This window comes from Streptomyces sp. CRCS-T-1 (assembly GCF_024442335.1).
Classification (GTDB): Bacteria; Actinomycetota; Actinomycetes; order Streptomycetales; family Streptomycetaceae; genus Streptomyces; species Streptomyces koelreuteriae.
Genome location: NZ_CP101651.1, coordinates 7,375,576 through 7,401,991, shown reverse-complemented (window position 1 = coordinate 7,401,991; position 26,416 = coordinate 7,375,576). Strand labels below are relative to the sequence as shown.

The window sequence follows — 26,416 nt, the reverse complement described above, 5'->3', positions numbered from 1 at the left end:
GCTCAGCCGCGCGCCCCCAGCAGGTGGTCCATCGCCAGCTGGTCCAGGTGCTCGAAGGCCATGCCCCGCGCGGCGGCCGCGTCGACGTCGAAGGCCTCGAAGGCCGACCGGTCGGCGAGCAGGGCCTGGAGGCCGTCCGCGGCGGTGGGCTGGGCCAGCTCGTCCAGGCGGGCCGCGCGCAGCGCCGCCTGGACCTCCGGGTCGGCGCGGAAGGCCGCGGCACGCTCCTTGAGGATGAGGTAGTTGCGCATGCAGCCGGCCGCCGACGCCCACACCCCGTCGAGGTCCTCGGTCCGCGGGGGCTTGAAGTCGAAGTGCTTCGGGCCTTCGTAGCCGGCCGACTCCAGCAGGTCGACCAGCCAGAACGCGGCCCGCAGATCGCCGGCGCCGAAGCGCAGGTCCTGGTCGTACTTGATGCCGGACTGGCCGTTGAGGTCGATGTGGAACAGCTTGCCCGCCCACAGGGCCTGCGCGATGCCGTTCGGGAAGTTCAGCCCGGCCATCTGCTCGTGCCCGACCTCGGGGTTGACGCCGTACAGCTCCGGACGCTCCAGACGGTCGATGAACGCCAGGGCGTGGCCGACGGTCGGCAGCAGGATGTCGCCGCGCGGCTCGTTCGGCTTGGGCTCGATCGCGAAGCGCAGGTCGTAGCCCTGGGAGGTGACGTACTCGCCGAGCAGGTCGAAGGCCTCCTTCATCCGGTCCAGGGCCACGCGGACGTCCTTGGCGGCGCCGGACTCGGCCCCCTCGCGGCCGCCCCAGGCCACATACACCTGGGCGCCGAGTTCGGCGGCGAGGTCGATGTTGCGGATGGTCTTGCGCAGCGCGTAGCGGCGCACGTCACGGTCGTTGGCGGTGAACGCGCCGTCCTTGAAGACCGGGTGCGTGAAGAGGTTGGTGGTCGCCATCGGGACCTTCATGCCCGTGGCGTCCAGCGCCTGCCGGAAGCGCTTGATGTGGGCCTCGCGCTCGGTGTCGCTCGAGCCGAACGGGATCAGGTCGTCGTCGTGGAAGGTGACGCCGTGCGCGCCCAGTTCGGACAGGCGCTGCACCGACTCGACCGGGTCGAGGGCACGCCGCGTGGCGTCGCCGAAGGGATCCCGTCCCTGCCAGCCGACGGTCCACAGGCCGAAGGTGAACCTGTCCTCGGGGGTGGGCTGGTAGCTCATGCCGCGGCTCCTCGCTCGCTGAGACTATTTCGTCATGGCGATTTACAAATTAGTATGCGAGCACCTCTCTGGGAAGAGACAGCGCCCTTCCGGGAAGAGACAAGGTGTCCCGGAGTGAGAGAAGCAGGACCGGAGCAGGACGAGAGCAGAGGGAGAAACCCGATGTCAGCAGCCGAGGGTCCGCTCGTCGTCGGCGTGGACTCGTCCACCCAGTCGACCAAGGCGCTGGTCGTCGACGCGGCCACCGGCCGGGTCGTGGCGAGCGGCCAGGCCCCGCACACCGTCTCCTCGGGGGCGGGCCGCGAGAGCGATCCGCGCCAGTGGTGGGACGCGTTGTGCGAGGCCCTGCGCCAGTGCGGTGACGCGGCGCACGAGGCCGCCGCGGTGTCGGTCGGCGGGCAGCAGCACGGCCTGGTCACCCTGGACGACCGGGGCGAGCCGCTGCGGCCCGCCCTGCTGTGGAACGACGTGCGCTCGGCGCCGCAGGCCCGCAGGCTGACCGAGGATCTGGGCGGCGCGAAGTACTGGGCTGAGCGCACCGGAAGCGTCCCCGCCGCGTCCTTCACGGTCACGAAGTGGGCCTGGCTGGCCGAGCACGAGCCGGAGGCGGTCCGGGCCACGAAGGCCGTGCGCCTCCCCCACGACTACCTCACCGAGCGGCTCACCGGGCAGGGCACGACCGACCGCGGCGATGTCTCCGGGACGGGCTGGTGGGCGTCCGGGACGGAGTCGTACGACGAGGAGATCCTGGCGCACGTGGGGCTCGACCCGGCCCTGCTGCCCCGTGTGGTCCGGCCCGGGGAGGTGGCGGGCACGGTGCACAGCCACGATCTGCCGTTCTCCAAGGGCACTCTGGTCGCGCCCGGGACCGGCGACAACGCCGCGGCGGCGCTGGGCCTCGGGCTGCGTCCGGGCGTGCCGGTGATGAGTCTCGGCACCTCGGGCACGGTGTACGCGGTGTCCCGGCACCGGCCCGCCGATCCGAGCGGCACGGTGGCGGGCTTCGCCGACGCGCGCGGTGACTGGCTGCCACTGGCCTGCACCCTGAACTGCACACTCGCCGTCGACCGCGTCGCGACGCTCCTTGGCCTGGACCGCGACGCCGTGGAGCCCGGCACGGCCGTCACCCTGCTGCCCTATCTGGACGGCGAACGCACCCCGAATCTGCCCAACGCCTCCGGCCTGCTGCACGGTCTGCACCACGACACCACCGGCGGCCAACTGCTCCAGGCCGCCTACGACGGTGCCGTGCACTCCCTGCTCGGCGCGCTCGACCTGGTCCTGGACCAGGACGCCGACCCCTCGGCGCCCCTGCTGCTGATCGGCGGCGGCGCCCGGGGCGCGGCCTGGCAGCAGACCGTACGAAGGCTGTCGGGGCGTCCCGTGCAGGTGCCCGAGGCCAAGGAGCTGGTGGCGCTCGGCGCGGCCGCGCAGGCGGCCGGGCTGCTGACCGGGGAGGACGCGGCGGCCGTGGCACGCCGCTGGGACACGGCGGCCGGGCCGGTGCTCGACGCCGTCGAGCGGGACGAGGAGACGCTGGCCAGGATCGCCGGGGTACTCTCCGACGCGGCCCCGCTGCTGGAGCGGCCCACGGACACCCACTGAGGACTGGCGTCAGGCATGACCGCACCGCCGCACGAGGCTCACCCCGCCGGGCCGGGACGCGGGCTGCCCGACACCCAGCAGGGCATGCGCCGCCGCAATCTCGCCCGGGTCCTGCACACCGTCCGCGCCGAGGGGCCGCTGTCCCGGGCCGCCGTCGCCTCGCGGATCGGGCTGACCCGGGCAGCGGTTTCGACGCTCGTCGACGAACTCGTCCGCTCGGGGCTGATCGAGGAACTGGGGCCCGAGCGGCCCGGCCGGGTGGGCCGCCCCGGCTCCGCGCTCGCCGTCAGCGGACGCGGGCCGGCCGGGATCGGCGCGGAGATCGGCGTCGACCATCTCGCGGTCTGTGCCGTCGACCTGCGTGGCACGACCCGGGCGCGGGCGATACGGCAGGGCGCGAACCGCGGCCGTTCTCCCGGGCCCGTCACAGCCGAACTCACCGAGCTGATCGGCCGGGTCGTCGCCGAGGCGGAGGGCGAGGGCCTGTGGCCCGCCGGGCTCGCCGTGGCCGTACCGGGACTGGTGGCCCGGGACGCCCGGACCGTCGTACGCGCCCCGAACCTCGACTGGCACGACACGGACCTCGGCGCCCTGCTGCCGGCGGATCTGCCGCTGACCGTGGACAACGAGGCCAACTTCGGGGCACTCGCCGAACTCTGGCTCCAGGACGGCACACCGCGCGACTTCCTGCATGTGTCGGCGGAGATCGGCATCGGTGCGGCCGTCGTCGTGGACGGCGGGCTGCTGCGCGGAACACGCGGTTTCGCGGGTGAGTTGGGACATGTTCCGGTCCGGCCGGACGGACCGGCCTGCGCGTGCGGCGGACGCGGCTGCCTGGAGCAGTACGCCGGTGAGGAGGCGGTGCTGCGTGCGGCGGGCCTGGAGCCGGACGAGGACCGGGTGGGACTGCTCGCTGGACGCGCCGCCGAAGGTGACGAGGACGTACGCCGTGCCCTGCGTGACGCGGGCACCGCGCTCGGTGTCGCCCTGACCGGGGCGGTCAATCTGCTCGATCCCGAGAGCGTGGTGCTGGGCGGGGAGCTGTCCGGTCTCGCGCCCTGGCTGCTGCCCTCGCTTCGGGAGGAGCTGGCGCGGCGCACCGCGGGTCCGGCCTGTCCCGTGTCCGTGTCACGGCTGGGCCCTCAGGGACCGCTGCTGGGGGCCGCGCACTCGGTCGTGCGGGCGGTGCTGGACGATCCGGCGGCCGTCGCCGCGCGGGCCTGAACCCTCGGACAGCCCGCATCACCCACAAGAGTGGGCGAGTTATCCACATTCGCCGGTCAGTCCACCGAAACACCTCGCTCCCTTCTGACGGTCCGGCAGGCGCCGTAACGTGAGGATCCGTCGAAGCGAAAGGCATCCCGTCATGGACCAGGCAGCACCGCTCCCCAACAGGCGAGGCATCCTCGTGGGCGCCGCCCTCACCGCCGTTCCTTACGTCCTTCTCCCGGGCACACGGGCCGCGGCCCGGCCCCAGGCCCCCGACCACCCCGGGGCCGAGTGGCACCCGGCGACCGGAGCCAACTACACGGCGTCGAACCGCCCCCGAGGCCATCCCGTCGACCGCGTGATCATCCATGTCGCGCAGACGACCTTCGCCGGCACCCTGTCCATCTTCCGGAACCCGAGGAAGCAGGTGTCCGCCCACTACGTGGTGCGCTCGGCCGACGGCCATGTGGCGCAGTGCGTACGCGAGGCCGACATCGCGTGGCACGCGGGGAACTGGGACTACAACAAGCGCGGCATCGGCATCGAGCACGAAGGCTGGGTCGACCAGCCCGACTACTTCACGGACGCCGCGTACGAGGAATCGGCCCGGCTCACGGCGGCGATCTGCGCGCGGCACGGCATCCCCCGGAACCGGGACCACATCATCGGCCACCACGAGGTACCGGGCAGCGACCACACCGACCCGGGCGGCCACTGGGACTGGAAGCGCTACATAAGACTGATCAGAGACGCCACCTGAGGAAAAGCCGCCTCCCCCGCCCCACCTCACGTCCCGGTTACAAAGCGCTCAACCTCTGGTTGCGACACGGTAAGCGCGCAACGATGGAGCCATGACTCTGGCCCAGCGCGCCATGGAGCGCCTGCAGGCCTGGCCCGACCTGATGCCGGGCCCGGCGAGTTGCGGTACCGGACGGGCGATCCGTTCCGTCCGTGACGAGATCCTCCACTTCCACTCGGCACGGGACGTGGACCTCCACCTCACCCGCCGGGCCATCCAGCGCATCCACTACGACCTCGCCGGTTCGAGCGCGATCCACCTGGTTCCCGGATCGTCCTGGGTGACGGTCCACCTCGACTGCGAAGCGGACGTCGATCTGCTGCTGGGCCTGGTGAGCATCGCGCTCAAGGCCCACCAGACCCCGCCCGCCGCCGACGAGGCGCGCCCCGCCGGATGCAACTTCCACCGTGTCAGGGTGCTTCCGCGCGACGCCGCCGCGGGCGGCTGAGCCTTGGTGACACCGTCGGAGGAGGTCAACGCCGAGGCCTGGCGTGCGTACGGAGCCCACCATCTGCGGCGTGGCACGGAGCTGCCCGAGGTGGCGCGGTTCGACTGGGGTTGCGAGGGCGCCGGGCCGGGGACCGAGGTGCTGGGCGAGCTCGCGGGCCGGCGGGTACTGGACCTCGGATGCGGTCCGGCCCGGCACGCCGCCCATCTGGTGCGTGCCCACGGCGCGCTGGTGGACGCGGTCGACGCCTCGGCCGGACAACTGGAGCGGGCCCGTGCCCGGTACGGCTCGCTGCCCGGGCTGCGGCTGGTCCTGGCCGACGCGGTGGAGCATCTGCGCACGGCGGAGCCGTACGACGTCGTCTACGCCCTGCATGCCGTGCCGTATCTCGACCCGCACCGGCTGCTGCCCGCCCTCGCCTCGGCGCTCAGGCCTGGCGGCAGGCTCTGCTTCACGGTGCTGCACACCAACTCGCGCGGTGACGGCCCGTCGGACCGGGTCACGGCCCGGCCCGAGATCCTGCGGCTGGCCGGCGGCGGTGACGTCACCGTGCACATGTGGGTCCTCGCCCCTGACCTCTGGAAGGAGTTGCTCACCGAGTACGGGCTGCGTGTGGAGCGGGTCGATGTCCTCGACACGCCGGAGGCGGGCAACCACGCGTCCTACCGGCTGTTCCAGGTGACCCGGCCCGTCCGCGTCTCCTCCCGGCCGCGCGTCGACCGGCCGCCGCCGGCTCATGCCGCGATCGGGGTCGGCGCCATCCTGTACGGGCCCCGGGGGCTGCTCCTGGGCCGGCACCGGCGCGGGACGTGGGAGCTGCCCGGCGGGACGGTGGAACCCGGGGAGTCGTTGCGGGAGACGGTGGTGCGCGAGCTGGGCGAGGAGACGGGGCTCAGGGCGCGGCCGGAGGACGTCCGGCTGCTGGGGTCGCTCCTCGACGACGCGGGCGGTGTCGTCCGGGTGACCGTGGCCGCCCGGGTCACCGTCTGGCAGGGCGAGCCGGCGGACCAGCCCGACGAGAGCGTGGGCCGCTGGCGCTGGTTCGGCCTGGACCGGCTGCCCGATCAGCTGTTCGTGTGCAGCGCGCAGGCCCTCACGGCGTGGCGGCCCGGGCTGCCGATCGACCACACGCCCGCGCACTACACGCCGTACGCCACCGGAGCGGACGGCGGCTGAAGCACCCGGAGGGGTGTGTTTTTCCGACTTTTTCCGCGTGGTCGGCGGTCAGCCGTACTCCTGTGCCCCGACGTCTGGTCCACTGCCCTGAGGACTTCTGACGAGGCATCAGGGGGTACGGTGACAGGTCGTCACAAGCGGCGCGGAGCAGGCAGAGCGGTTCTGGCGTTTCTCACGGTGTTCGGCGCACTGGCCGGTGCGGGTGTGGCGGAGGCGGCTGAGGCCGATGCCGTCCACAAGCGCGTCCGGGTCGCGCCGGGCGTCACCTATGAGCACTTCGACATCCAGGCGGCCAAGGGGGTGACCCACGCGCATGTGCTCAAGGTCGACCTGGGCAACCCTCGGGTTCAGGTCGACCTGCTGTACCCCGGGGCGGTGGCCTCGCGCGCGCTGGTCTCGCGGATGGCCGACGCCCAGGGCGCCGTCGCCGGTGTCAACGGCGACTTCTTCAACATCACCGAGACGCAGCACCCGGGCGTCGAGGCGACCGGTGCGAGCGTGGGCCCGGCGATCGCGGCCGGGCGGGCGCTCAAGGCGGCCGTGCCGAAGGGCCAGCGTTTCGGGCCCGCGCTGCCGCCCGGCACGACCACGAAGGACGTGCTCGGGGTCGGAACCGACCGGCGGGCCCGGCTGGACCGGCTGGCTCTCGACGGCTCGGTCCGCACCTCCTCCGCGCGGCTGCCGCTCGGCGGGCTCAACCAGTACGCGCTGCCGGTGGGTTCCGTCGGCGCGTTCACCTCCGCGTGGGGCAGCGCCTCCCGGGTGCGGGCCACGTGCGGCACGGACACGGACCGGGCGGCTCCGTGCAGCAAGGACACTCACGAGGTGACGGTCCGCGACGGCAAGGTCGTCTCGACCGCCGACTCCCCCGGCAGCGGCCCGATCACCGAGGGGACGACCGTGCTGGTCGGCCGGGAGGAGGGTGCCCAGCAGCTTCGGAAGTTCTCCACCGGGGAAGCGGTCGAGGTCGAGCACGCCCTCGTGGCGGCCACGAGCGGCGTCCCGTACCGTCTCGCCCTCGGCGGTTATCCGGTCCTCTCGGGCGGCAGACCGCTGCCGGGGCTGGACGACACGGCGTCGGCCGTCCGTACGGCCGTGGGGCTCGCCGACGACGGGCAGCGCATGCTGCTGCTCGCGCTGGACGGTGGCGCCACGTACCGCAGCGGCCTGACGATCGCCGAAGTGGCCGACACGATGCGGCGGCTGGGCTCACAGGACGCCTTCAGCCTGGACGGCGGCGGGTCGTCGACGCTGGTCGCCCGGAAGTCCGGCGCGAGCGCCGTGTCCGTACGCAACCACCCCAGCGGCGGCGCCGAACGCGCCGTCCCGAACGGCATCGGCGTGTTCTCGAGCTGAGGGCCCCCAAGGCCCCCACCCAAGAACTCAAGGCCTCAAGGCCTCAAGGCCTCAAGGCCTCAAGGCCTCAGGCTGCTGACGATCTCCGCCGTCGCCGTGATGCCGCTGTGGATGGTGGGGGCGATGCTCGTGCTGGCCAGGTAGAAGCCGAGCAGCAGGCAGACCAGCGCGTGGGAGACCTTCAGCCCGCCGTTGCGCAGGAAGATCACCGCAAGGATCACAAGCAGCAGCACCACAGAGATGGAAATGGCCATCGTCAACTCCTCCGCCACGCCGCCCTATCCGATTCACGGCGTTCGGCCGCAAGTGTGGCGTAGCGGAGGGTTCGTCCGGGTGGCTGACCTGTCCGCCGAACGTGTGAAGTCCTATGCCGCCCGGCGGGCGTCCAGGAAGGCTTCCAGTCCGGCGAGGTCGTCGGTGTTGAGGTGGTCGACGTCTGCGGCGAGCAGCTCGGCCCACACCGCGTCACGGGCGGGCCCGGCCAGATCCGGGGTCGCCCAGAACCGCACCCTCTGCCCCCGCGCGTGCGCGGCTCGGACGATGCCCCGCAGCTTCTCCCGCTCGGCGTCCGGGAACGCGCCGACGCCCTGCCAGGTGAAGTTGAGGGTCCAGTTGTCGCTGATCAGTGGGATGAAGGAGGCCGGCGACTGGCTGCCGAGGTCGGCGAGGCGGCCGTCGTAGAAGGCGCGCCGGACGCGCTGGGCCTCCATGGGGGCGCGGGCCGCGCGGTCGCCGGAGATCACGGCGGTGACGGGCCCGGGGAGGACACGGCCGTGGGCGTACGTCGTGAACAGGTGCCGGTAGCGCCGCAGATGCCGGTCGAGCTCGAGGTACGTCGACGAGCCCTCGGTCTTGATGTCGACGAGGAGTTGCAGCGAGCCGCGGTGCCCCCGGTACACGCGGCCCTTGTTGGCGCGGACGCGGGCGGCGAGCGGGTCGAGGTAGAGGGACTCGAGGGTGCGGGAGGGGTCGAGGTCCTCCGGGTCGTGGGCGACGAGCAGCCGGTCGCCCACGAGGTAGATGTCGGCCTCGACGCTGCCGAAGCGGTGGTCGAGGGCGTCGAAGAGGGGGCGCGGATGCTCGTAGTCGTTGTGGGCGTGGGCGCGCCACAACGGGCGGCAGCCGTGCCGTCGTTCGCCGGCCACGGCCTGGGTGGCGGGGAGGGCGACCGAGCCGACGAGGGCGGCGCCGAGGGTGGTGAGGGCTCTGCGACGGGTGGTGAGGGCCATGCTCTGCCTCCCTGGAAGTGGCGGACGGGAACCCTGCGAGTATGGGTCCCGGCAGGTTCAAGAGGCAGGCCCGTGCACGGAGTTGGCCGGACCGCCGCTCCGCGTTCACTTCACCGGAGCGGTGCGCACGGAAAAGCCCGCCCCAGGTGGGACGGGCTTTCCCCGGGCGTCGACCAGGTGTACGTCAGGGGGCCTGGAGGTCGACGAGTCCGGCCAGGGCCTCGCGGTGGGCTCCCGCCGTGCCGTAGGCGATCGAGTCGGCCTTGGCGCGCTTCAGGTACAGGTGCGCCGGGTGCTCCCATGTCATGCCGATGCCGCCGTGCAGTTGCAGTGCCTCCTCGGCGGCGTGCACGGCCACGGGTCCCGCGAAGGCCTGGGCGACGGTGACGGCCACCTCGACGTCCTCGCCCGTGGCCAGCGCGTCGGCGGCGTTTCGGGCGGCCGCGCGGAGGTTGACGACCTCCAGCCAGAGCTGGGCCAGCCGGTGCTTGAGCGCCTGGAAACCGCCGACGGGCCGGTTGAACTGCTTGCGTTCCTTCAGATAGCGGACGGTCTCCGTCAGCGCCCAGTCGGCGAGCCCGAACTGTTCGGAGGCGAGCAGTCCGGCTCCGGCGGTCAGGGCCCGGCGTACGGCGGGCTCGGCGTCGCCCAGCAGCCGGGCCGGTGCCCCGTCGAGCGTGACGGTCGCCAGCGGGCGGGTCAGGTCCAGGGAGACCTGGGGCGTGACGGTCGCGGCCGTGGCGTCGACCGCGTACAGGCCGCCGTCGTCGGCGGGCACGAGCAGGACGTCCGCGACGGCCGCGTCCGCGATGCCGGTCAGCTCGCCGCGCAGTGGGCCGTCCTCGTGCCGGACCACCTTGTAGGCGGTGCCCGGCGCGACGTTCAGCGCAACGGCGAGGGCGCCGATCCGCCGCCCGGACGCCAGGTCGGCGAGCAGGTCGTCGGCGTCGCACGCGAGCAGGGCCTCGGTGGCGACGACGGCGCTGGTCAGGTAGGCCACGGGAGCGACCGCGCGGCCCAGTTCCTCCAGGACGACGGCGGCTTCGCGGTGCGTGGCGCCCTGGCCGCCCTTGTCCTCGGGCACGAGGAGCCCCGCGAGGCCCATGCCGTCGGCGAGCGCCTTCCATGCCTCACGGTGGTGCGGGGTGTCCGACTCGGTGCGGGCGATCACGCCGGGCGCGTCGCAGTGGTCGGCGAGCAGGTCCCGTACGGCGGCCCGCAGCGCCTCTTCCTCCTCGGAGTAGAGAAGATCCGTCATCGGGCCAGGTCCTTCCAGGCGACGTCCTTGTCGGTGCGCGGTTCGGCGGGCAGGCCGAGGACGCGTTCGGCGACGATGTTCAGCAGGACCTCGGTGGTCCCGCCCTCGATGCTGTTGCCCTTGGAGCGCAGATAGCGGTAGCCGGCCTCGCGGCCGGTGAAGTCGACCAGTTCCGGGCGGCGCATCGTCCAGTCGTCGTACAACAGGCCCTCCTCGCCGAGGAGTTCCACGTCCAGGCCACTGATCTCCTGGTTGAGGCGGGCGAAGGCGAGCTTCATGCCAGCGCCTTCGGGGCCGGGCTGGCCCACGACGAGCTGCTGGCGCAGCCGTTCGCTGGTGAGCCGGGCGACCTCGGCCTCCACCCAGAGCTTCAGCAGCCGCTGGTGCAGGTCGTGGGTGCGCAGCTCGGGCCGCTCGCGCCAGGTCTTGGAGACGAGTCCGATCATGCCGCCCTCGCGGGGCAGCCGCATGCCGCCGATGGCGACGCGTTCGTTGTTCAGCGTGGTCTGCGCGACCCGCCAGCCGTCGCCGACCTCCCCGAGGCGGCGCGCGTCGGGGATCCGGACGTCGGTGAGGAACACCTCGTTGAACTCGGCCTCGCCGGTGACCTGCCGCAGCGGCCGCACCTCGACGCCCGGGTCGGTCATGTCGCAGACGAAGTACGTGATGCCCCGGTGCTTGGGCACGTCCGGGTCGGTGCGGGCGATGAGGATCGCCCAGCGGGAGTTGTGCGCGCCGGACGTCCACACCTTCTGCCCGTTGACCACCCACTCGTCGCCCTCGCGTACCGCGCGGGTGCCGAGGGCGGCGAGGTCGGAGCCGGCGCCGGGCTCGCTGAACAGCTGGCACCAGACCTCCTCGCCGATCCACAGCGGCCGCAGAAAGCGCTGCTTCTGCTCCTCGGTGCCGTACTTGAGGATCGTCGGGGCGGCCATGCCGAGCCCAATGCCGTTGCGGCGCGAGTCGTTGTCGGGAGCGCCGGCCGCCTCCAGCTCGGCGTCCACGACGGCCTGCTGCGAGCGCGGGGCGTCGAGCCCGCCGAGGCCCTCCGGGTAGTGCACCCAGGCGAGTCCGGCGTCGAAGCGGGCCCGGAGGAAGTCCAGGCGGTCGGTCGAGGCGGGCGGATGGGCGGCCAGCAACTCCCGGGTACGACGGCGCAGTTCCTCGGCGCTGGTCATGCTGCTGCCTCCTCCATGACGACGGCGATCCGTCCGGTGGTCAGGCCGTCCGCGACCTTCTGCACGGCGGCGGCCGCTCCCGAGAGCGGGACGCGCTCGCTCACCAGCGGCTTGATCGCGCCCCGGGCGGCCAGCTCGGTGAGCTGCTCGTGGCAGTGCTGGACCAGCTTCGGGTTCTTGGTGTTGTAGAGGCCCCAGTGCAGGCCCATGATCGAGTAGTTCTTCACCAGGGCGTGGTTCAGGGCCGGGCTGGGGATCGTGCCGCCGGCGAAGCCGACGACGATGATGCGCCCCTCGAAGGCGACGACCTTGGCGGACTGGGTGTAGGCCTCGCCGCCGACCGGGTCGTAGACGACGTCGGCGCCCCGGCCGCCGGTGGCCTCCTTGACGGCGGCGACGACGTCCTCGGCGCGCCGGTCGATCACGACGTCGCAACCCAGCTCACGGGCGACGGCCGCTTTCCCGGGGCCGCCGACGACACCGATGACGGTGGCGCCGGCGGCCTTCCCGAGCTGCACGGCCGCGCTGCCGACCCCTCCTGCGGCAGCGTGGACGAGCAGGGTCTCGCCGGCCTCCAGACCGGCCCGGCGGTGCAGTCCGAACCAGCCGGTCTGGTAGCCGATGTGCAGGGCCGCGGCCTCCGCGTCGTCCAGGGCGTCCGGCGCGGGCAGCAGGGCGGCGGCATCGGCGACGGCGTACTCGGCGAAGCCGCCGTGGGGCAGCGCCGGGTTGGCGATCACGCGGCGGCCGTCCTCGGTCTCGCCGCAGATCTCCACGCCGGGGGTGAAGGGCAGCGGCGGCCTGACCTGGTACTGGCCCCGGCACAGCAGGGCGTCCGGGAAGTTGATGTTCGCGGCGCGCACCTTCAGCAGGACCTGGCCGTCGCCGGGGACCGGCCGCGCCACGTCCGCCAGGCGCAACACCTCGCCGGGCTCGCCGTTCTCGTGCACTTGCCATGCCTGCATGCGGGGCCTCCACGGGACTGCGTCGACTGCGTCGTACGACCGGGGTCGGTTCGCATACTAAGCGGTTGCTTGCCGATCAGGGAACAGTCATCGGCTCACGACTTCCTGGGCCGCGCCCGCACGTGCATCCGCTCCCCCTGCGGTCCGAACAGGCTGAGGAACTCCACGGGCCCCTCCCCCGTCGACCCGAACCAGTGCGGCACGCGTGTGTCGAACTCGGCGGCCTCACCCGCCGTGAGCACCACGTCGTGCTCGCCCAGCACGAGGCGCAGCTTCCCGGACAGCACGTACAGCCACTCGTAGCCCTCGTGCGTGCGCGGATCCGGCTCCAGGCTCCGCCGGGGTTCCAGCACCTTGTAGGCCTGGAGGCCGCCGGGCTGGCGGGTGAGCGGCCAGTGGGTGCGGCCGCCCATCACGATCGGCTTCGCCCGCACGCGCGGGTCGCCCGTCGGCGGTGCACCGACCAGCTCGTCCAGGGCCACCTGGTGAGCGCGCGCGATCGGCAGCAGCAGTTCCAGACTGGGTTTACGCAGTCCGGACTCCAGTCGCGACAGGGTGCTGACGGAGATGCCGGTGGTCTCGGAGAGCGCCGCCAGGGTCACTTCCCGCTCCTTGCGCATCTGCCGCAGCCGGGGGCCGACACCCGCGAGTACCTCGTCCGTGGTCATGGTCGTATTGCAGATTCGGCAAACATGTTTGTCAATACCGCGAGACCGGGGCGACGCTCGGCAGTGGAGGTGGTCACATGACCGAGAAGCACACCGAGACGTACGACGAGACGTACGACGTCGTGATCGTCGGCGGCGGTGCCGCGGGCCTGTCGGCGGCGCTGGTGCTGGGCCGGGCCCGGCAGCGCACGCTGGTCGTCGACGCCGGCGAGCCGCGCAACGCGCCCGCCGCGCACATGCAGGGCTTCCTGACACGGGACGGCATGCAGCCCGCCGAGTTCCTCGCCATCGGCCGGGAGGAGATCGCCCGCTACGGCGTGGAGCTCGTGCGAGGCCGGGTGGTGGAGGTGGAGCGGGGCGAGGACGCCGCAGTAGGGCGGGGCGAGGACTTCACCGTCGTACTGGCCGGCGGCCGGACCGTACGGGCCCGGCGGCTGGTCGTCGCGACCGGGCTGAAGGACGAGCTTCCGGCGATCCCCGGGCTGGCCGAGCGGTTCGGCCGGGACGTGCTGCACTGCCCGTTCTGCCACGGCTGGGAGGTGCGCGACCAGCCGTTCGGCGTGCTCGGGACGTCCGCCAAGAGCGTGCACCAGGCGCTGATGGTGTCCCAGTGGTCGAAGGACGTGCGGTTCTTCCTGCACACGGTCGCCGAGGAGGAGCTGTCCGACGAGGATCTGCGCCGGCTCGCCGCGGCCGGGGTCGATGTGGTGCCGGGCGAGGTCGCGGGGCTGGTGGTCGAGGACGACCGGCTCACCGGCGTCCGGCTCGCCGACGGCTCGACGCACGCCCGCTCCGCGCTGTTCGTGGCCCCGCACGCCGTCCCGCAGACCGGCCTGCTGGAAGAGCTCGGCGCCGAGCTGCAGGAGACGCCCTTCGGCGCGTACCCGGTCATCGACCCCACCGGTCTGACGACCGTGCCGGGCGTGTGGGCCGCGGGCAACGCGATCGGCTTCGCCGAGCAGGTCGTGCACGCGGCGAGCGGCGGATACCGGGCGGCGTCCGCGATCGTCGGGGATCTGCTGATGGAGGACCTCGACGCGGCTGCCCAGCGGTAGATGCTCCGATGACCGGCCTCCGCAGTCCGCCCGGGTGTAGAGGCACCGCCTCCGGTGCACCATGGCTGCATGCTGCTGCACCGGCTGGCCCGAGTGTCCCAGGAGGTCGCCGCCACCTCGGCGCGGTCCCGGAAGACGGCGCTGCTCGCGGAGCTGTTCCGGGACGCGGAGGCGGACGACGTGCCGATCGTCATCCCCTACCTCGCGGGACGGCTGCCGCAGGGCCGGATCGGCGTCGGCTGGAAGGTGCTGAGCCGCCCGGTCGCCCCGGCGGCCGAGCCGGGCCTGACCGTGCGGGAGGTGGACGCCCGGCTGGCGGAGCTGAGCAAGGTGTCGGGTCCCGGCTCCCAGACGGAACGGGCCCGGCTGGTCGGGGAGTTGATGGGCGCGGCCACCGAGGACGAGCAGCGGTTCCTGCTCGGGCTGCTCACCGGCGAGGTGCGGCAGGGCGCGCTGGACGCCGTCGCGGTCGAGGGACTGGCCCAGGCGACCGGGGCGCCCCCGGCGGACGTACGGCGGGCGGTGATGCTCGCGGGCTCGCTCCAGGCGGTGGCCGAGGCGCTGCTCTCGGACGGCCCCGCCGCCCTGGACCGCTTCCGCCTCACGGTCGGCCGCCCGGTCTGGCCGATGCTGGCGCACAGCGCCTCCTCGGTCGCCGAGGCGCTGGACAAGCTCGGCGCCTGCGCGGTCGAGGAGAAACTGGACGGCATCCGCGTCCAGGTGCACCGGGACGGCGGCACGGTCCGGCTCTACACCCGCACCCTCGACGACATCACCGACCGGCTGCCCGAAGTGACGGCCGCCGCACTGGAGTTGAGGGGCGAGAGGTTCATCCTGGACGGGGAGGTGATCTCCCTCGACGAGGGCGGGCGCCCCCGCTCGTTCCAGGAGACCGCCGGTCGCGTCGGCTCCCGCTCGGACGTGGCGACGGCCGCCCGCGCGGTCCCCGTCTCCCCCGTCTTCTTCGACGCGCTGTCCGTCGACGGCCACGACCTGCTCGACCTGCCGTGCGCCGAGCGGCACGCGGAGCTGGCCCGGTTGGTCCCCGAGCCGATGCGGGTGCGGCGCACGACGATGTCCGGCCCGGACGACGTGGGCACGGCGGAGGAGTTCCTCGCCGCGACCCTGGAGCGCGGCCACGAGGGCGTCGTCGTCAAGGCGCTGGACGCCGCCTACAGCGCGGGCCGGCGCGGCGCGTCCTGGCTGAAGGTCAAACCGGTCCACACGCTCGATCTGGTGGTGCTGGCCGCCGAGTGGGGCCACGGCCGCCGCACCGGCAAGCTCTCCAACCTGCACCTCGGCGCCCGCACCGCCGACGGCGGCCTCGCCATGCTCGGCAAGACCTTCAAGGGCATGACCGACGCCCTGCTGACCTGGCAGACCGAACGGCTCCGGCGGCTCGCCGTCGAGGACGACGGCCACGTCGTGACCGTACGCCCGGAACTCGTCGTCGAGATCGCCTACGACGGTCTGCAACGCTCCACTCGCTACCCGGCGGGCGTCACCCTCCGCTTCGCCCGCGTGATCCGCTACCGGGAGGACAAGCGCCCGCAGGACGCCGACACGGTGGAGACCCTGCTGGCCGCGCATCCGCGGGTGCGTCCGTGAAGCGCAGCGCGGGCCTGCTGCTCTTCCGCCCCACCGGCAACGGCCCGGAGGTGCTGCTCGGCCATATGGGCGGCCCGTTCTTCGCCCGGCGCGACGCGGGGGCGTGGACCGTCCCCAAGGGCGAGTACGAGCCCGACGAACCCGCCTGGGCGGCCGCCCGCCGCGAGTTCCAGGAGGAACTGGGGCTGCCGCCGCCCGACGGCGAGGCCATCGCCCTCGGCGAGGTCCGGCAGACGGGCGGCAAGATCGTCACGGTGTGGGCGATCGAGGCGGACCTCGACCCGGCGACGATCACGCCCGGCACCTTCCGGATGGAGTGGCCGCCGAAGTCGGGACGGCTCCAGGAGTTCCCCGAGCTGGACCGGGTGGCGTGGTTCGCCCTCGACCGGGCCCGCGAGGTGATCGTCAAGGCGCAGACGGCGTTTCTCGACCGCCTGGCTGAGCACTCGCCCTGAGCAGACGCTCCCGCGTTGCGGTCCCCTCCGCCGCGCGGGAAGGTCGAGACACAGCCCGCACCGAGGGAGGTCAGCCATGCCCATCGCAACGGTGAACCCGGCGAACGGCGAGACGCTCAAGACGTACGAGGCCATGGGCGAGGAGGAGATCGAGCGCCGGCTCCAGCTCGCCGAGGCCACCTTCCGCACGTACCGGACGACGACGTTCGACGAGCGCGCCCGGCTGCTGAACAAGGCCGCCGACCTCCTCGAAGAGGATCAGGACGACATCGCCCGGGTGATGACCACCGAGATGGGCAAGCCGATCAAGCAGGCCCGGGCCGAGGCCGCGAAGTGCGCCAAGGCGATGCGCTGGTACGCCGAGCACGCCGAGGAACTGCTCGCCGACGAGGAACCCGCCGCCACCGATGTGAAGGACTCGGGCGCCTCACGCGTCCGCGTGCGCTACCGGCCACTGGGTCCGGTGCTGGCGGTGATGCCGTGGAACTTCCCGCTGTGGCAGGTGATCCGCTTCGCCGCGCCCGCGCTGATGGCGGGCAACGTGGGCCTGCTCAAGCACGCCTCGAACGTCCCGCAGACCGCCCTCTACCTGGAGGATCTGTTCCACCGGGCCGGCTTCACCGAGGGCGCTTTCCAGACCCTGCTGATCGGCTCCGGCGCGGTCGACGAGATCCTGCGCGACGAGCGGGTCAGGGCGGCCACCCTCACCGGCAGCGAACCGGCGGGCCGCGCGGTCGCCTCCACCGCAGGCGAGATGATCAAAAAGACCGTGCTGGAGCTGGGCGGCAGCGACCCGTTCGTCGTCATGCCCTCCGCCGACATCGACCGGGCGGCGAAGGTCGCGGTGACCGCGCGGGTGCAGAACACCGGGCAGTCCTGTATCGCCGCGAAGCGGTTCATCGTGCACACGGATGTCTACGACGCCTTCGCCGAGCGTTTCGCCGAGGGCATGCGGGCGCTGAACGTCGGCGACCCCACGGCCGAGGACACCGACGTCGGCCCGCTCTCCAGCGAGCAGGGGCTGCGCGATGTGGAGGAACTGGTCGACGACGCGGTGCGCGTCGGCGCGCAGGTGCTGTGCGGTGGCGAACGGCCCGAGGGGCCCGGCTGGTACTACGCGCCGACGATCCTCGCCGGCATCACCCGCGAGATGCGCATCCACCGGGAGGAGGCGTTCGGCCCCGTCGCCACGCTGTACCGGGCGGCCGACCTCGACGAGGCCGTGCTGATCGCGAACGACTCACCCTTCGGGCTGAGTTCGAACGTGTGGACGCGGGACGAGGCCGAGGTGGACCGGTTCGTACGGGATCTGGAGGCGGGCGGCGTGTTCTTCAACGGCATGACGGCCTCCCATCCGGGGTTCCCCTTCGGCGGGGTGAAGCGGTCCGGGTACGGCCGTGAGCTGTCCGGGCACGGAATCCGGGAGTTCTGCAACATCACGACTGTTTGGCATGGTGCGTGAGTGTTGCGGGGCTACGATCCCGTCTGTGAACCGCGAAGTGACTCTGCCGTTGATCGTCGACGACCACGGGACCTTGCAGGTGGCTGCGGCGGATGTCAGCAAGCTGTTGCGGACGTTGGGGGGGCGGTGGGTGCGGTTGGTGGAGGCCGGGGAGTCGGGGCTGGATGAGGACACGGTCGCGGCGTTGACGATCGAGCTTGCGAAGCTGGCCGATCGGATTGATGTGGCTTGTATCGCGCACAGCAGTGGGGGCGCGACCTAAGAGGGCAGATGACCCAGCGTGGACCAGAACATCGCCTCGTAAAGCTGGAGCAGGCGGCCGTATCCGTGTGCCAGGGACTCGTTCAGTTGCCCGGTGTCCAGACCCGCCTGTACCGCCGTCACGGCCTTCTCGTCCAGCTCGGGTGACGGGTCCGCGAAGAAGTCGAAGAATGCGCAGGCCTCGTCCGTGAAGCCGTGGTGAGCCCGTAGGGCTTTCGCGATCGTCGCGCAATAGCCGCCCCACGCCGAGAAGTTGGCGGTCAGAGCCAGGACGACGTCCGCCGGTGAGCCGTTGAGGGAGAGCCAGGCGACGTACGCGGGGTAGGCCTGACAGCCGGCGAGGGGTTCGTACGACGCCGCCGCCGTCTCGTCCACACCGCACGCCTGTGCGAGCGAGGGCAGCAGTTCCTCCGCCAGCGCCTCGCCCTCCGCGAGGCTCCGGAAGAAGGCCGCGGCCTCGGGGGCGGTGACGAGGGAACGCTCGGCCAGATGGAGGAACGCGCGGCGGTCCGCGGGGATCACCCAGGACTGTTCCAGGGCGAGGGCGGCGAGGGCGCTGCGGGGTGCCGTGCCCTGGGCGATCCGGGGGACCAAGGGGTTGGACCGCGGGTCTGGGGCGAGTCGGGTGGTGGTCGTCCGCAGCAGGTCCCGGGCCGTGCGCGTCATCGCGTCCTCCGTCGGTGCGTGTCCGTGGACAGGTCTGCCCCGAGCCTGGCACGGGGTCCCCGAAATGGAGCAGTCCGACGCGAAGTCGGCGTCCCACCGGGTGATCGTGGAGGGACCACCCTCTGAGGTGAACCACCTTCTGACCGGGAGGCGAAAGGCCTCCCGGGAGGCGAAAGCAGGCACGGTTCATGGCGACTTTGTGCAGACCCTCGGTGTCCGTTCCAGAGCACGTGATCACGATGGAGGAGACGCTTGAGCTGGCGCGGGAGCGCCACGCCGATCACCCCCAACTGCCGCTGGCCCTCAGGCTGATCGAGAACACCGGCGTACGCACGCGGCACATCGTCCAGCCCATCGAGGAGACCCTGAAACACCCCGGGTTCGAGGACCGCAACAAGCTCTACGAGGCCGAGGCGAAGGCGCGGGTGCCCGCGGTCATCCAGGAGGCGCTCGACCACGCCGAGCTGCTCACCACCGACGTGGACGTGATCATCTACGTGTCGTGCACGGGCTTCATGATGCCCTCGCTCACGGCCTGGCTGATCAACGAGATGGGCTTCGACCCGACCACCAGGCAACTGCCCATAGCCCAGCTGGGCTGCGCGGCCGGCGGTGCGGCGATCAACCGGGCGCACGACTTCTGCACGGCCTACCCCGAGGCCAACGCGCTGATCGTGGCCTGCGAGTTCTGCTCGCTGTGCTACCAGCCCACCGACATCGGTGTCGGCTCGCTGCTGTCCAACGGCCTGTTCGGTGACGGCATCGCCGCCGCCGTGGTCCGCGGCCGGGGCGGCGAGGGCGTCAGCCTGGAACGCAACGGCTCGTACCTGATCCCCAAGACCGAAGAGTGGATCATGTACGACGTACGGGCCACCGGCTTCCACTTCCTGCTGGACAAGCGGGTGCCGGCCACCATGGAGCCGCTCGCGCCCGCGCTGAAGGAGCTGGCGGGAGACCACGGCTGGGACGCCTCCGACCTGGACTTCTACATAGTCCACGCGGGCGGGCCCCGCATTCTCGACGACCTCAGCACCTTCCTGAAGGTCGACCCGCACGCCTTCCGCTTCAGCCGGGCCACGCTCACCGAGTACGGCAACATCGCCAGCGGTGTCGTCCTGGACGCCCTGCGCCGACTGTTCGAGGAGGGCGGCGCCCAGGACCGGGCACGCGGGCTGCTCGCCGGGTTCGGACCCGGCATCACCGCCGAGATGACCGTGGGCCGCTGGCACCGCGCGGACGAGACGATGTGAGATGAGCGAAGAGACGATCACGGAAACGCTGCCCCCGGTCCGGGACTGGCCCGCGCTCGATCTGTCCGGCGCGGACTTCGACCCGGTGCTGCGCCGGCTGATGGACGAGGGCCCGGTCACCCGCATCAAGCTGCCCAACGGCGAGGGCTGGGCCTGGCTGGTCACCCGCTACGACGACACCCGGATGGTGACCAACGACCCGCGCTTCAGCCGCGAGGCCGTCATGGACCGGCAGGTCACCCGGCTCGCACCGCACTTCATCCCGGCCCGTGGCGCGGTCGGCTTCCTGGATCCGCCGGACCACACCCGGCTGCGCCGCAGTGTCGCCGCCGCGTTCACGGCGCGCGGGGTGGAGCGGGTGCGCGAGCGGTCCCGCCGCATGCTGGCGGAACTGGTCGAGGAGATGCTCCAGGACGGCCCGCCCGCCGACCTCACGGAGTCCGTGCTCGGCCCGTTCCCCATCGCGGTCATCTGCGAGCTGATGGGCGTCCCGGCCGCGGACCGGCAGGACATGCACCGCTGGACCCAGTTCATCCTGTCCTCCTCGCACGGCGCCGAGGTCAGCGAGAAGGCCAAGCAGGAGATGAGCTCCTACTTCGCCGATCTGATCGGCGTGCGCGAGGGCAGCACGGGCGAGGACGTCGCGTCCCTGCTCGGCGCCGCCCTGGGCCGTGGCGAGATCACCCTGGAGGAGGGGGTGGGACTCGCGGTGCTCCTCCAGATCGGCGGCGAGGCGGTCACCAACAACAGCGGCCAGATGTTCTACGTGCTGCTGACCCGGCCCGACCTGGCCGACCGGCTGCGCGCCGAGCCGGAGATCCGTCCCCAGGCCATCGACGAACTGCTGCGCTGGATCCCCCACCGCAACGCGGTCGGCCTGTCGCGGATCGCCCTGGAGGACGTGGAGATCAAGGGGGTGCGGATCCGGGCGGGCGACGCGATCTATGTGTCGTACCTGGCCGCGAACCGCGACCCCGACGTCTTCCCGGACCCGGAGACGATCGACTTCCTGCGCAGCCCCAACCCCCATGTGTCCTTCGGGTTCGGCCCGCACTACTGCCCGGGCGGCATGCTGGCCCGGCTGGAGTCACAACTCCTGGTCGACGCGCTCCTCGACGGCGTTCCGGGCCTGCGGCTCGCCGTACCCGCCGAAGAGGTGCCCTTCAGGAAGGGCGCGCTGATCCGCGGTCCCGAGGCCCTGCCCGTGACGTGGTGAACGGGCCATGACGGCGACGGAAGGACTGCTCGTACCACCCGGCCACGGCCGGGTGGTACAGGCCCCTGCCCAGCACGTCACCTTCAAGGTGACCGGCTCGCACTCGCGCATGGCCTCCACCTTCGAGGTGGTCGTGCCGCCGGGATTCGACGTCGGCGCCCATGTGCACACCCGCAGCGAGGAGTTGTTCTATGTACTCGAAGGCGAGCTGGATGTCCTCGCCTTCGAACCGCGGATCCGCACCCCCGACAACTGGCAGAAGTGGGAGTCCACTTCGGGCAACCGGGTGGTGCGCGCGACACCGGGCACGGTGATCGTCGTGCCCCCGGGCTGCCCGCACGCGTTCGCCAACCCGACGGACGGACCCGCGAAGATGTTCTTCCAGGCGAGCCCGCCGCCGGATCACGAGCGGTACTTCGAGGAACTGCTGGAGATCCTCGGCAGTGGGGGCCCGCCCGATCACGCGGCGATCCAGGAGCTGCGGGCGCGGTACGACATCGAGCAGCTCACGCCGCTCAGGCACCGTTAGCGGATGGGCGTGCCGGCCAGGGTCCGGGCGATGACCAGTCGCTGGATCTCGCTGGTGCCCTCGAAGATCGTGTAGATCGCGGCGTCGCGGTGCATCCGCTCCACCGGGTACTCCCTGGTGTAGCCGTTGCCGCCGAGGATCTGGATCGCCTGGCCGGTGACCTTCTTGGCCGTCTCGCTCGCGAACAGCTTGGACATCGAGCCCTCGGCGGCGGTGAACGGCCTGCCGTTGACCGCCATCCAGGAGGCACGCCAGACGAGGAGCCGGGCCGCGTCGATGGACGTGCGCATGTCGGCGAGCTGGAAGGCGACGCCCTGGTTGTCGATGATCGGGCGGCCGAACTGCTCACGGGTCTTCGCGTAGTCGAGGGCGACCTCGTAGGCGGCGCGAGCCGTGCCGACGGCCATCGCGCCCACGGCGGGGCGGGACGCCTCGAACGTGGCCATCGCCGCGTTCTTCACGCGCTCCCCGCCCTGCTTGGCCTTCTCCCGGGCACGGGCGAGCCGCTCGTCCAGCTTCTCCTTGCCGCCGAGCAGGCAGGAGCCGGGAACGCGCACGTTGTCCAGGACGACCTCGGCGGTGTGCGAGGCGCGGATGCCGTGCTTCTTGAACTTCTGCCCCTGGGCCAGACCCGGTGTGCCCGCCGGGACGATGAAGGACGCGTGCCCCTTGGAGCCGAGCTCGGGGTCGACCACCGCGACCACGACATGGACGTTGGCGATACCGCCGTTGGTCGCCCAGGTCTTGGTGCCGTTGATCACCCACTCGTCCTTGGCCTCGTCGTACTCGGCCCGCGTCCGCATGGAGGCGACGTCGGAGCCGGCGTCGGGCTCGGAGGAGCAGAAGGCGGCCACCTTGACATCGCCCGCGTCGCCGTACATCTGGGGAATCCAGGTGCCGATCTGCTCCTCGGTGCCGTTGGCGAGGACGCCGACGGCGGCGAGGCCGGTGCCGACGATGGACAGGGCGATGCCCGCGTCGCCCCAGAAGAGCTCCTCCATCGCCATCGGTATGCCGAGGCCGGTGGGGTCGAAGTACTGCTGGGCGTAGAAGTCCAGGGAGTAGATGCCGACCTTGGCGGCCTCCTGGATGACCGGCCAGGGAGTCTCCTCACGCTCGTCCCATTCGGACGCCGCGGGGCGGATCACATCGGCGGCGAAGCCGTGCAGCCAGTCCCGGACCTCCTTCTGTTCGTCGTTGAGCTCCATGGTGAACTCGGCCATGTCGTCCCCTCCAGCGGCGGCACACGTGCATGTTACTTGCGGTAACACCATCCTGTTACCGGTCGGTAGTCGAAGTCAACTCCTACCGACCGGTCGGCACCCGTTCGGTGTGCGGTGCATGCTTGGGTGTTAGTTTGCGCTGGCGTCATCGAATCAGCACGGGTGGGGAGAGCACATGGACACCACGCAGCGGACCGATCAGCAACGGTCCGCCGACCGCCGGCGGCGCGAGTTGCTGGAGGCCGCCGACCGGGTGGTGCTGCGCGACGGCCCGCAGGCCTCGATGAACGCGATCGCCGCGGAGGCGGGCATCACCAAGCCGATTCTGTACCGGCACTTCGGCGACAAGGGCGGACTTTACGCGGCCCTTGCCAAGCGGCACACGGACGCGTTGCTGGACTCACTGCGGGCGGCGCTCGACGCGCCGGCGGACCGGCGGGAGCGGGTCGAGGCGACGCTGGACACGTACCTCACGGCGATCGAGCTGCGGCCCCAGGTGTACCGGTTTCTGATGCATCCGGCGGAGGGGAGCCAGCCGGGGGATCAGGGGTTCGATGTCGGCAAGCACAGTGCGCCGTTGTTGCGGCGGATGGGTGAGGAACTCGCGCAGGTCATCGAGGACCGGCTGGATCTCGGGCCGGGCGGGCAGCAGCTGGCGCGGGTGTGGGGGCATGGGATTGTCGGCATGATGCATGCGGCCGGGGACTGGTGGCTGGGGGAACGACCCTGTTCTCGTGCCGAGTTGGTGCGGAGTCTGGCTGATCTGTTGTGGGGGCGTCTTGCTGCTGCGGGAGACAAGGTCGGCAGTCCGGGGTTCTGACCGTCGTGTCTCGACTGACGGCCGGTGGGGGTTGTTCGCGCAGTTCCCCGCGCCCCTGAATTACATATCCCGGCGCCAAGAAGACCTGGCCACCTGGCGCATCAGTTTGCGGTGGCGGCGGCCTGTCAGGTGGTCTGGGTAGATACGGCCTTCCAGGTGGTCGCACTCGTGTTGCAGGCAGCGGGCGAAGAAGCCCGTGCCGTGGACGGTGACCGGGTCTCCGGTCATCGTGAAGCCCTCGACCACCGCGTGGTCGTGGCGTTCCGTGCCCGCTTCCAGGCCCGGCAGGGAGAGGCAGCCCTCCGGGCCCCGGATGACCACTCCGTCGGCCTCGACCAGGCGCGGGTTGACCACGTGGCCCAGGTGGCGGACGTCCTCGTCGTCCGGGCAGTCGTAGACGAAGACCCGCAGCGACTCGCCGATCTGGTTGGCGGCGAGGCCGACGCCCTGGGCGGCGTACATCGTCGCGAACAAATCCTCCACGAGCCGAGCCAGTTCGGGGCCGAAGTCGGTGACCTCGGCGCAGGGGGTGTGCAGGAGCGGGTCGCCGTGCAGCGTGAGGGGTCTCACGCTGCCGTGGGCGCCGGGGATGGGGCTGTGTCGCATGGCGGCAAGAGTAAGGTCCTTGTCGGTCCGCGCCTCCCACACGAGTTCGCCACAGTGCCGCGGTTCGGGAGTGCTAATGGATCTCGATAGGCTGAGGTCCACACCACGTGGCCGTCAGGCTTCAAGGCGCGGCGCGTACGCAAGGAGGATCGAGAACTGATGGCAGGCAACTCGGACCCGCTCTCGCCGCGGGCCAAGCTGGCCGTGACCGCGGGCAAGGCGGTCGCAGCGGCATCCCGCGCCGCAGGGCGCGGCAGCGGTTCGGTGATCGGCGGCCGGGTGGCGCTGAAACTCGACCCCGACCTCCTCGCCCGGCTCGCGCAGAACCTGGACGTGATCCTGGTCTCGGCGACGAACGGCAAGACCACCACCACCCGGCTCATCGCCGAGGCACTGCGAGCGGCCGGACCGGTCGTCTCCAACGCCCTCGGCGCCAACATGCCGGCCGGCATCACCTCGGCGCTCGCGGGCAGCTCGGAGGCGCGCTACGGCGTGATCGAGGTCGACGAGAAGTACCTCGCCGGCGTCGCCCGGGACACCGCCCCGAAGTGCATCGCCCTGCTGAACCTCTCCCGCGACCAGCTCGACCGGGCCGCCGAGACGCGGATGCTCGCCGAGAACTGGCGGGAGGGGCTCGCGGGTTCCAAGGCCGTGGTCGTGGCCAACTGCGACGACCCGCTGGTCGTGTGGGCGGCGTCGTCCTCCCCCAATGTGATCTGGGTCGCGGCCGGGCAGATGTGGAAGGACGACGCCTGGTCCTGCCCGTCCTGCGGTGGCGTGATGCAGCGCCCGGGCGACGACTGGTTCTGCGGTGAGTGCGGCTTCCGCCGTCCGACGCCGAGCTGGGCGCTCTCCGGCGACCACGTCCTCGACCCGCACGGCTCGGCCTGGCCGATCCACCTCCAGCTCCCCGGCCGCGCCAACAAGGCCAACGCCGCCTCCTCGGCCGCCGTCGCCGCCGTGTTCGGGGTGCCGCCGCAGGTCGCGCTGGAGCGCATGTACCAGGTGCAGGCGGTGGCCGGGCGGTACGACATCGTCCAGTTCCAGGGCCGTGACCTGCGGCTGCTGCTCGCGAAGAACCCGGCCGGCTGGCTGGAGACGTTCTCGCTGATCGACCCGCCGCCGACCCCGGTGATCCTCTCCGTGAACGCGCGCGGCGCCGACGGCACCGACACCTCCTGGCTGTGGGACGTCGACTACACGCGTCTGACCGGTCACCCGATCTGCGTCGTCGGCGACCGCAGGCTCGACCTCGCGGTCCGGCTGGAGGTCGCCGACCAGCACTTCCAGGTCTACGAGAACCTCGACCAGGCCGTGGCGGCGTGCCCGCCGGGCCGGATCGAGGTCATCGCCAACTACACGGCGTTCCAGGATCTGCGCCGCCGCGTCGGCAACTGAGCACGAGACGTCAGGGGACTTTTGTGAGCGACAACCAACTGCGGGTCGTCTGGATCTATCCCGACCTGCTCAGCACCTACGGCGACCAGGGCAACGTCCTCGTCGTGGAGCGCCGTGCCCACCAGCGCGGCCTGGACGTGGCCCGGCTGGACGTGCGCAGCGACCAGCCGATCCCGACGTCCGGCGACATCTATCTGATCGGCGGCGGCGAGGACCGTCCGCAGCGGCTCGCGGCCGAGCGGTTGCGCCGGGACGGCGGTCTGCAGCGGGCCGTGGAGAACGGCGCCATCGTGTTCTCCGTGTGCGCCGGCTACCAGATCCTCGGCCACGAGTTCATCAACGACCTCGGCCAGCGCGAGCCCGGCCTCGGGCTGCTGGACGTGGTGTCGGTGCGCGGCGAGGGCGAGCGGTGCGTCGGTGACGTGCTGGGCGACGTCGACCCGCGCCTCGGCCTGCCCCCGCTGACCGGCTTCGAGAACCACCAGGGCGTGACCCACCTGGGCCCCACCGCCCGCCCGCTCGCCCAGGTCCGCTTCGGCAACGGCAACGGCACGGGCGACGGCACGGAGGGCGCGTACAACGACACCGTCTTCGGCACGTACATGCACGGCCCCGTGCTCGCGCGCAACCCGCTGATCGCGGACCTGCTGCTGAAGCTGGCGCTCGACGTCAACGCGCTGCCGCCGACCGACGACCGCTGGTACGAGGCACTGCGCGACGAGCGCATCGCGGCTGCTCAGGCGCCCGCGTAGGCACGGCGTCGCAGCCTGCCCGAGGTACGCGTCAACCTGCTGGTCAACAGCCCGT

Annotated in this window: 26 protein-coding genes and 1 pseudogene; 17 read left to right on the top strand and 10 right to left on the bottom strand. The window is 71.9% G+C overall.

What is annotated here, in order from left to right; translation table 11 throughout:
• Positions 1-2: 2 nt before the first annotated feature.
• Positions 3-1,169 (bottom strand): xylose isomerase, encoded by a 1,167-nt coding sequence (gene xylA, locus NNW99_RS33610; protein WP_215122910.1) that lies wholly within the window; start codon positions 1,167-1,169, stop codon positions 3-5.
• Between the two features lie 162 nt (positions 1,170-1,331).
• Here xylA and xylB point away from each other — a divergent pair, with 162 nt between their 5' ends.
• The 6 genes from xylB to NNW99_RS33580 all read left to right on the top strand — a co-directional run bounded on the left by xylB (position 1,332) and on the right by NNW99_RS33580 (position 7,762).
• Positions 1,332-2,774 carry a xylulokinase gene (xylB, locus tag NNW99_RS33605; protein ID WP_215122909.1) on the top strand — a complete coding sequence of 481 codons (1,443 nt, stop codon included), beginning with the start codon at positions 1,332-1,334 and terminating at the stop codon, positions 2,772-2,774.
• A 15-nt stretch (positions 2,775-2,789) separates the two neighbouring features.
• Positions 2,790-3,998, top strand: coding sequence for an ROK family transcriptional regulator (locus tag NNW99_RS33600; RefSeq protein ID WP_215122908.1), 1,209 nt, complete (start codon positions 2,790-2,792; stop codon positions 3,996-3,998).
• 142 nt (positions 3,999-4,140) lie between these two features.
• Positions 4,141-4,743, top strand: a complete 603-nt coding sequence (locus NNW99_RS33595) for an N-acetylmuramoyl-L-alanine amidase (RefSeq protein WP_215122907.1) — start codon at positions 4,141-4,143, stop codon at positions 4,741-4,743.
• A gap of 91 nt (positions 4,744-4,834) precedes the next feature.
• The gene (locus tag NNW99_RS33590) at positions 4,835-5,230 is read left to right on the top strand and encodes a luciferase family protein (protein WP_215122906.1); all 396 of its coding nucleotides are present in this window, start codon (positions 4,835-4,837) and stop codon (positions 5,228-5,230) included.
• A gap of 6 nt (positions 5,231-5,236) precedes the next feature.
• Positions 5,237-6,406: an NUDIX domain-containing protein gene (locus tag NNW99_RS33585; RefSeq protein ID WP_370869176.1), complete on the top strand. Its 1,170-nt coding sequence runs from the start codon at positions 5,237-5,239 to the stop codon at positions 6,404-6,406.
• Between the two features lie 120 nt (positions 6,407-6,526).
• Complete coding sequence (locus tag NNW99_RS33580) at positions 6,527-7,762, top strand: phosphodiester glycosidase family protein (protein ID WP_215122904.1); 1,236 nt, start codon at positions 6,527-6,529, stop codon at positions 7,760-7,762.
• A gap of 59 nt (positions 7,763-7,821) precedes the next feature.
• On the opposite strand, the gene NNW99_RS33575 is transcribed toward NNW99_RS33580, so the two are convergent.
• From NNW99_RS33575 to NNW99_RS33550, 6 genes are all read right to left on the bottom strand, one after another.
• Positions 7,822-8,016, bottom strand: coding sequence for a hypothetical protein (locus NNW99_RS33575; RefSeq protein ID WP_189724366.1), 195 nt, complete (start codon positions 8,014-8,016; stop codon positions 7,822-7,824).
• Positions 8,017-8,127: 111 nt separating this feature from the next.
• A complete protein-coding gene (locus tag NNW99_RS33570; protein WP_215122903.1) occupies positions 8,128-8,991 on the bottom strand; it encodes a phosphatidylinositol-specific phospholipase C/glycerophosphodiester phosphodiesterase family protein in 864 nt (287 codons plus the stop codon).
• A 184-nt stretch (positions 8,992-9,175) separates the two neighbouring features.
• Positions 9,176-10,249, bottom strand: coding sequence for an acyl-CoA dehydrogenase family protein (locus tag NNW99_RS33565; RefSeq protein ID WP_215122902.1), 1,074 nt, complete (start codon positions 10,247-10,249; stop codon positions 9,176-9,178).
• Entirely contained in the window at positions 10,246-11,427 is a 1,182-nt protein-coding gene (locus NNW99_RS33560) for an acyl-CoA dehydrogenase family protein (protein ID WP_215122901.1), read from the bottom strand. Before NNW99_RS33560 ends, NNW99_RS33565 begins: the two co-directional genes overlap by 4 nt.
• Positions 11,424-12,392, bottom strand: coding sequence for an NADPH:quinone oxidoreductase family protein (locus NNW99_RS33555; protein WP_189724369.1), 969 nt, complete (start codon positions 12,390-12,392; stop codon positions 11,424-11,426). Before NNW99_RS33555 ends, NNW99_RS33560 begins: the two co-directional genes overlap by 4 nt.
• A gap of 95 nt (positions 12,393-12,487) precedes the next feature.
• On the bottom strand, positions 12,488-13,060 hold the full coding sequence (locus tag NNW99_RS33550) for a helix-turn-helix domain-containing protein (protein WP_215122900.1): 573 nt from the start codon (positions 13,058-13,060) through the stop codon (positions 12,488-12,490).
• A gap of 77 nt (positions 13,061-13,137) precedes the next feature.
• Between NNW99_RS33550 and NNW99_RS33545 the strand changes: the two genes are divergently transcribed.
• From NNW99_RS33545 to NNW99_RS33525, 5 genes are all read left to right on the top strand, one after another.
• A complete protein-coding gene (locus NNW99_RS33545; protein ID WP_215122899.1) occupies positions 13,138-14,115 on the top strand; it encodes an NAD(P)/FAD-dependent oxidoreductase in 978 nt (325 codons plus the stop codon).
• A gap of 69 nt (positions 14,116-14,184) precedes the next feature.
• Positions 14,185-15,723 (top strand): ATP-dependent DNA ligase, encoded by a 1,539-nt coding sequence (locus NNW99_RS33540; RefSeq protein WP_215122898.1) that lies wholly within the window; start codon positions 14,185-14,187, stop codon positions 15,721-15,723.
• Complete coding sequence (locus NNW99_RS33535) at positions 15,720-16,178, top strand: NUDIX domain-containing protein (RefSeq protein WP_215122897.1); 459 nt, start codon at positions 15,720-15,722, stop codon at positions 16,176-16,178. Before NNW99_RS33540 ends, NNW99_RS33535 begins: the two co-directional genes overlap by 4 nt.
• 76 nt (positions 16,179-16,254) lie before the next feature.
• Positions 16,255-17,640 carry an NADP-dependent succinic semialdehyde dehydrogenase gene (locus tag NNW99_RS33530; RefSeq protein ID WP_215122896.1) on the top strand — a complete coding sequence of 462 codons (1,386 nt, stop codon included), beginning with the start codon at positions 16,255-16,257 and terminating at the stop codon, positions 17,638-17,640.
• Between the two features lie 25 nt (positions 17,641-17,665).
• Complete coding sequence (locus tag NNW99_RS33525) at positions 17,666-17,902, top strand: DUF6213 family protein (RefSeq protein WP_215122895.1); 237 nt, start codon at positions 17,666-17,668, stop codon at positions 17,900-17,902.
• On the opposite strand, the gene NNW99_RS33520 is transcribed toward NNW99_RS33525, so the two are convergent.
• Complete coding sequence (locus NNW99_RS33520; RefSeq protein ID WP_215122894.1) at positions 17,899-18,567, bottom strand: transcriptional regulator; 669 nt, start codon at positions 18,565-18,567, stop codon at positions 17,899-17,901. The two genes, NNW99_RS33525 and NNW99_RS33520, sit on opposite strands and share 4 nt — an antisense overlap.
• 182 nt (positions 18,568-18,749) lie before the next feature.
• Between NNW99_RS33520 and NNW99_RS33515 the strand changes: the two are divergent.
• From NNW99_RS33515 to NNW99_RS33505, 3 genes and pseudogenes are all read left to right on the top strand, one after another.
• Positions 18,750-19,817 (top strand): annotated as a pseudogene (locus tag NNW99_RS33515) (type III polyketide synthase); the annotation flags it as partial.
• Position 19,818: 1 nt separating this feature from the next.
• Positions 19,819-21,033: a cytochrome P450 gene (locus NNW99_RS33510; RefSeq protein WP_215122892.1), complete on the top strand. Its 1,215-nt coding sequence runs from the start codon at positions 19,819-19,821 to the stop codon at positions 21,031-21,033.
• A 7-nt stretch (positions 21,034-21,040) separates the two neighbouring features.
• On the top strand, positions 21,041-21,562 hold the full coding sequence (locus NNW99_RS33505) for a cupin domain-containing protein (protein WP_215122891.1): 522 nt from the start codon (positions 21,041-21,043) through the stop codon (positions 21,560-21,562).
• Here the strand turns inward: NNW99_RS33505 and NNW99_RS33500 are convergent.
• Positions 21,559-22,785, bottom strand: a complete 1,227-nt coding sequence (locus NNW99_RS33500) for an acyl-CoA dehydrogenase family protein (RefSeq protein ID WP_215122890.1) — start codon at positions 22,783-22,785, stop codon at positions 21,559-21,561. The two genes, NNW99_RS33505 and NNW99_RS33500, sit on opposite strands and share 4 nt — an antisense overlap.
• 175 nt (positions 22,786-22,960) lie before the next feature.
• Between NNW99_RS33500 and NNW99_RS33495 the strand changes: the two genes are divergently transcribed.
• Positions 22,961-23,605 (top strand): TetR family transcriptional regulator, encoded by a 645-nt coding sequence (locus tag NNW99_RS33495; protein ID WP_215122889.1) that lies wholly within the window; start codon positions 22,961-22,963, stop codon positions 23,603-23,605.
• Between the two features lie 60 nt (positions 23,606-23,665).
• On the opposite strand, the gene def is transcribed toward NNW99_RS33495, so the two are convergent.
• Positions 23,666-24,211 carry a peptide deformylase gene (def, locus tag NNW99_RS33490; RefSeq protein WP_215122888.1) on the bottom strand — a complete coding sequence of 182 codons (546 nt, stop codon included), beginning with the start codon at positions 24,209-24,211 and terminating at the stop codon, positions 23,666-23,668.
• A 159-nt stretch (positions 24,212-24,370) separates the two neighbouring features.
• Between def and NNW99_RS33485 the strand changes: the two genes are divergently transcribed.
• Both NNW99_RS33485 and NNW99_RS33480 read left to right on the top strand, forming a co-directional pair.
• Positions 24,371-25,609 (top strand): MurT ligase domain-containing protein, encoded by a 1,239-nt coding sequence (locus NNW99_RS33485; RefSeq protein ID WP_189724382.1) that lies wholly within the window; start codon positions 24,371-24,373, stop codon positions 25,607-25,609.
• A gap of 23 nt (positions 25,610-25,632) precedes the next feature.
• On the top strand, positions 25,633-26,361 hold the full coding sequence (locus NNW99_RS33480) for a type 1 glutamine amidotransferase (protein WP_215122887.1): 729 nt from the start codon (positions 25,633-25,635) through the stop codon (positions 26,359-26,361).
• Positions 26,362-26,416 lie beyond the last annotated feature (55 nt).

Coding starts and splice junctions, on each gene's coding strand:
- xylA (WP_215122910.1), bottom strand. CDS start 1,169: ATGAGCTACCAGCCCACCCCCGAGGACAGGTTCACCTTCGGCCTGTGG.
- xylB (WP_215122909.1), top strand. CDS start 1,332: ATGTCAGCAGCCGAGGGTCCGCTCGTCGTCGGCGTGGACTCGTCCACC.
- NNW99_RS33600 (WP_215122908.1), top strand. CDS start 2,790: ATGACCGCACCGCCGCACGAGGCTCACCCCGCCGGGCCGGGACGCGGG.
- NNW99_RS33595 (WP_215122907.1), top strand. CDS start 4,141: ATGGACCAGGCAGCACCGCTCCCCAACAGGCGAGGCATCCTCGTGGGC.
- NNW99_RS33590 (WP_215122906.1), top strand. CDS start 4,835: ATGACTCTGGCCCAGCGCGCCATGGAGCGCCTGCAGGCCTGGCCCGAC.
- NNW99_RS33575 (WP_189724366.1), bottom strand. CDS start 8,016: ATGGCCATTTCCATCTCTGTGGTGCTGCTGCTTGTGATCCTTGCGGTG.
- NNW99_RS33570 (WP_215122903.1), bottom strand. CDS start 8,991: ATGGCCCTCACCACCCGTCGCAGAGCCCTCACCACCCTCGGCGCCGCC.
- NNW99_RS33565 (WP_215122902.1), bottom strand. CDS start 10,249: ATGACGGATCTTCTCTACTCCGAGGAGGAAGAGGCGCTGCGGGCCGCC.
- NNW99_RS33560 (WP_215122901.1), bottom strand. CDS start 11,427: ATGACCAGCGCCGAGGAACTGCGCCGTCGTACCCGGGAGTTGCTGGCC.
- NNW99_RS33555 (WP_189724369.1), bottom strand. CDS start 12,392: ATGCAGGCATGGCAAGTGCACGAGAACGGCGAGCCCGGCGAGGTGTTG.
- NNW99_RS33550 (WP_215122900.1), bottom strand. CDS start 13,060: ATGACCACGGACGAGGTACTCGCGGGTGTCGGCCCCCGGCTGCGGCAG.
- NNW99_RS33545 (WP_215122899.1), top strand. CDS start 13,138: ATGACCGAGAAGCACACCGAGACGTACGACGAGACGTACGACGTCGTG.
- NNW99_RS33540 (WP_215122898.1), top strand. CDS start 14,185: ATGCTGCTGCACCGGCTGGCCCGAGTGTCCCAGGAGGTCGCCGCCACC.
- NNW99_RS33530 (WP_215122896.1), top strand. CDS start 16,255: ATGCCCATCGCAACGGTGAACCCGGCGAACGGCGAGACGCTCAAGACG.
- NNW99_RS33520 (WP_215122894.1), bottom strand. CDS start 18,567: ATGACGCGCACGGCCCGGGACCTGCTGCGGACGACCACCACCCGACTC.
- NNW99_RS33510 (WP_215122892.1), top strand. CDS start 19,819: ATGAGCGAAGAGACGATCACGGAAACGCTGCCCCCGGTCCGGGACTGG.
- NNW99_RS33505 (WP_215122891.1), top strand. CDS start 21,041: ATGACGGCGACGGAAGGACTGCTCGTACCACCCGGCCACGGCCGGGTG.
- NNW99_RS33500 (WP_215122890.1), bottom strand. CDS start 22,785: ATGGCCGAGTTCACCATGGAGCTCAACGACGAACAGAAGGAGGTCCGG.
- NNW99_RS33495 (WP_215122889.1), top strand. CDS start 22,961: ATGGACACCACGCAGCGGACCGATCAGCAACGGTCCGCCGACCGCCGG.
- def (WP_215122888.1), bottom strand. CDS start 24,211: ATGCGACACAGCCCCATCCCCGGCGCCCACGGCAGCGTGAGACCCCTC.
- NNW99_RS33485 (WP_189724382.1), top strand. CDS start 24,371: ATGGCAGGCAACTCGGACCCGCTCTCGCCGCGGGCCAAGCTGGCCGTG.